Below are 3934 nucleotides of genomic sequence, written 5' to 3' on the forward strand. Positions count from 1 at the left end.
GGTCTCGCTCTGGCCGGAGGACGGCCAGACCGTCGGCGGCCTTGGCGAAAAGCTCTTTCTTGAATCGAGCACGCTTACCCCTTTGCTGAAGCGCCTCGAAGCCGCCGGCCATATCCGCCGCGAGCGCAGTAAGGAAGACGAACGCGTCGTCATCATCCGCCTGAGCGGGGAAGGCATCGCACTGCAAGAAAAGGCCGCCGCGATTCCCAACTGCATCGCCGGCGCTACCGGCCGGGACGCCGCCGGCCTCGCGCGCCTGCAGGGCGAGATCGTGGCGCTACGCGAGGCGTTGAACGGGAGTGTGGCGGCTGAGAAGGGCGAATGTTAGCTTTGACTGGCTGCCCCCCGACTTCGCCTTCCGGCTTAAAACGGCCATAGCAAAAACGTCGACGGTACTCTCAGAACCAGACATCAGCGAGCGTGCGCAACGCCATGGCGGCGCCAGACGGTGCAATTGCAAATCGTGGCACCGGTATTTGTGCTCGAAACTCCGAGCGCGCAGCGCCCCAATGACAGAGCCGCGCGTAACCTCAGGCGCCATGTGTGTCGGCAGTGCCATGGTTACCCTTTCACTTTTGTTCGTCCCGGCATGTTTTGCACAGCAAAGAACGATGACTTTGCCGGTCGGTGGATCATGATCGCTTACCCAGCAAATCAGGCCTGCCCCGAAAACGATGCCGATGACGCAAAAAGCCGCCTCGATGAGCATCGTGATTGGACTTCCGCGCCCGCTGGAGTCAATCTTATTTCAGGGCAAAAGTGTAAGGGGGCGGAGCAGCCATCGTCTGAATCGGAGGCTAAAATGAAACATCAAGCACTTGACCAACTGCGGACCGTCGCAAACGTCAACCTGGATCAGCCGCGCCGGCCGATGTCGCGCAGCGAGCGCCTGCAGCGCTGGGCAGAGATCCTCGAGCAGTTCCCGAACCGGCATCTCTCGACACTGCACCAGACAGAATATCAGCCGGAAGCAGGGCGCGACATCATGCGCGCCGACAATTCGCCGATCTCCGTCGCCTTCAAGGATCCTGTGCTGCGTGCAGCCGGGATGGAAAACGACACCTATGGCGAAGCAAAGCGGTTTTTCGAGTTGACCGACAGGGAGTTGCATAAGGTCATCTGCTACTGCCACTTCGGCGCTACGGTAAACGCTGCAACCGCTGCCCGGCAAATCCGCTCTTTCTACGCTGAAGGAAAGCGCGGCATGCTCCATCGGCTGCGCGCGGCGTTCCTCGACTAGGCGCGCCAAGGTTTCGTAGGGTCATTGCTGGAGCCGCCGTCGGCAGCTCCAGCTTTTCCGCGCGCCGTGCGGCGGCGTATTTCCCGAACAGGAGTGAAAGGCGGCTATCGCTTCTTCTTCGACTCGTACGGATTGTCCGGCGAGCGGTAATGGATGCGGATCGGCACGCTCGGCATGTCAAAATCCTCGCGCAAACCATTGATGAGATAGCGCGTATAGGATTCCGGCAGCGCGTCGGAACGCGTGCAGGAAATCATGAACGCCGGCGGGCGGGCCTTTACCTGCGTCATGTATTTCAGCTTGATGCGGCGGCCGGAAACGGCCGGCGGCGGGTGCTGCACCTGTTGCTGCTCCAGCCAGCGGTTGAGCCGCGCCGTCGAAATGCGCTTGTTCCACACCTTGTCGGTATCGATGATCGACTGCATGAGCTTGTCGAGCCCGCGGCCGGTCTGGCCGGAAATCGGAACGGCGCGGATGCCGCGCGCCTGCGGGAGCAGGCGATCGGTCTTTTCGCGCAGGTCGGCGAGGACGGCCTGCGGATCCTCGATCATGTCCCACTTGTTGAAGGCGAGAACGGCCGCACGGCCTTCGCGCAGTACCAGGTCGACGATGTGCAGATCCTGTTTCTCGAAGGGGATCGTTGCGTCGAAGACCACGACAACAAGTTCGGCAAAACGGATCGCGCGCAGCGCATCGGCAACCGAAAGCTTCTCCAGCTTTTCGATCACCCTCGCCTTGCGGCGCATGCCGGCAGTGTCGAACATCTTGATCGTGCGGCCGCGCCAATCCCACTCGACGGAGATGGAATCGCGCGTGATGCCAGCTTCCGGCCCCGTCAGCAGCCGGTCCTCGCCGAGGAAGCGGTTGATGAGCGTCGACTTGCCGGCATTCGGCCGTCCGACGATTGCAACCCGTAGCGGCTTGGTATCGTCGTAGGCGGGCTCTTCGTCCTCTTCCCCCTCCACTTCGGACCGCGCAACGTCCACGTCGGTAACGGCGACGTCTTCCTTCGGCGGATAGGCGCGCTCCTTGCCGAGCGCGGCGACGATCGCGTCGCGCAGGTCGAGCATGCCCTGCCCGTGTTCGGCCGAGATCGGCGTCGGTTCGCCGAGACCGAGTGTGTAGGCGTCGTAGAAACCGCTGTCGGATCCCTTCGCTTCGGCCTTGTTGGCAACAAGCACCACCGGCTTGCCGCGGCGGCGCAGCATTTCGGCCAGGGCGGTATCGACCGGCGTCAGACCGGTCTTGGCATCGACGACGAACAGCGATAGATCGGCCTCGTCGATTGCCGCTTCCGTCTGGGCGCGCATGCGGCCGAGCAGGCTTTCGGCATCGGCCTCTTCGAGACCGGCGGTATCGACGATCGTGAACTTAAGGTCGATCAGCCGCGCATCGCCCGGCCGGCGGTCGCGGGTAACGCCCGGCGTATCGTCGACGAGCGCCAGCTTCTTCCCAACCAGGCGGTTGAAAAGCGTCGACTTGCCGACATTCGGGCGACCGACGATCGCGACCGTAAAGCTCATTAGAGATCCTTAGATTCAGCCCCGGGCGGCGGTCGGCTTGCCGGCGGCGGGTGTAATATCCAGCACGAACTGGTCGCGGTTTGGGATGTTGCGCGGGCGTGCGGCATCGTCGGCAATCGCCTGATACCACTGGCGGGCCTGCGCCATGTTGCCGGCCTTGTATGCAGCAAGGCCCAGCGCTTCGCGGGCCGAGTGGCGGAAGGCGTTCGCCGGAATGGCCATTTCCTCGACGGCGGCGGAAACCTGCTCGTAAGTGCCGCTTTCGATCAGCAGCCAGCCGGCGCGCATCCTGGCGGCATCGCGGACGGCTTCCGGAACGGACTGGTCCTTGCCGATCGCTTCGAAGGCGGCGATGGCCGCGGCATTGTCGCCCTTCTGCGCCTGAACCGAGGCCGCACGCATGCGGGCGAGAACCGGATAGGCGCCGTGGCCTTCCTTTTCGAGCGTGGCGAGCGCGGCAAGCGCCTCGTTGCTCTTGTTTTCGTCGGCAAGCTTCATCGCCGCCAGGAACTGGTCGCCGGTGCCGGACGAGCGGTTGTCGTCCCAGTAGTCAAAGGCAACCTTGCCAGCCGTACCGACCACGATCAGAACGGCGATGGCGATGACATAGCGGCCGAAACGGCGCCAGGCGCCCTTCATCTGGTCGGAACGAAGTTCCTCGTTGACTTCACGGATGAAGCTGTCGTCGTTGAATGCCATTCTCGTCTCCGGCACGGATAAGCCCATTGCATGCGTTGCCGCATATTGTCGGGCCTTCTACTCCATTTTGCGCCACTTGTAAGGGGGATCGCAAAGATTCGTCACACCGCAAGCGGCGAAACGCCGATCAACCATTCGTGCACTCTCCAAATCAGCAGCCCCCAGGCGACAAGGCCGATGACGACGGCATAAAGATCATACCTGGCTGAAACGAAGGGCCGCAGCGTCAGCTCGCCCGCCCGCTCGCGCCGCTTCAGGGAGATGCGGAGAATGACCCCCCAGGCGAGGAAGGCCGCAAACAGCAGAACGGACGAGGTCTCACCATTGGCAAGCAGATGCGAAAGCGCCCAGATCTTCACCGAAAGCACCATCGGATGCTTGGTCCGAACCGCGATGTGCCCCGCCGGCAGCAGCGAGGCGGCAAGACAGATGAGCGCAATCAGCATCAGCGTCACGGCGATATGCGCCATCC

The 3934-nt window shown here is 62.7% G+C and carries 5 protein-coding genes; 2 read left to right on the plus strand and 3 right to left on the minus strand.

The features are described 5' to 3' along the window. Positions 1-328 (plus strand): MarR family transcriptional regulator (locus C9413_RS29175; protein ID WP_170251275.1); only part of this gene is annotated, 328 nt, incomplete at its 5' end. A 474-nt stretch (positions 329-802) separates the two neighbouring features. Next, complete coding sequence (locus C9413_RS29180; RefSeq protein WP_039845537.1) at positions 803-1240, plus strand: hypothetical protein; 438 nt, start codon at positions 803-805, stop codon at positions 1238-1240. Between the two features lie 104 nt (positions 1241-1344). On the opposite strand, the gene der is transcribed toward C9413_RS29180, so the two are convergent. The 3 genes from der to C9413_RS29195 all read right to left on the minus strand — a co-directional run. Further along, entirely contained in the window at positions 1345-2763 is a 1419-nt protein-coding gene (gene der / locus C9413_RS29185; protein ID WP_039845538.1) for a ribosome biogenesis GTPase Der, read from the minus strand. Between the two features lie 15 nt (positions 2764-2778). Next, positions 2779-3462 carry a tetratricopeptide repeat protein gene (locus tag C9413_RS29190; protein WP_170251276.1) on the minus strand — a complete coding sequence of 228 codons (684 nt, stop codon included), beginning with the start codon at positions 3460-3462 and terminating at the stop codon, positions 2779-2781. A 101-nt stretch (positions 3463-3563) separates the two neighbouring features. After that, positions 3564-3934 (minus strand): NnrU family protein (locus C9413_RS29195; protein ID WP_246703882.1); only part of this gene is annotated, 371 nt, incomplete at its 5' end.

The sequence above is a fragment of the Rhizobium sp. SEMIA 4085 genome (assembly GCF_013004495.1).
Lineage (GTDB): Bacteria > Pseudomonadota > Alphaproteobacteria > Rhizobiales > Rhizobiaceae > Rhizobium > Rhizobium gallicum.

Bases quoted from the DNA above. Each gene is read 5' to 3' on its own strand.
- C9413_RS29190 (WP_170251276.1), bottom strand. From the start codon at position 3,462: ATGGCATTCAACGACGACAGCTTCATCCGTGAAGTCAACGAGGAACTT.
- der (WP_039845538.1), bottom strand. From the start codon at position 2,763: ATGAGCTTTACGGTCGCGATCGTCGGTCGCCCGAATGTCGGCAAGTCG.
- C9413_RS29180 (WP_039845537.1), top strand. From the start codon at position 803: ATGAAACATCAAGCACTTGACCAACTGCGGACCGTCGCAAACGTCAAC.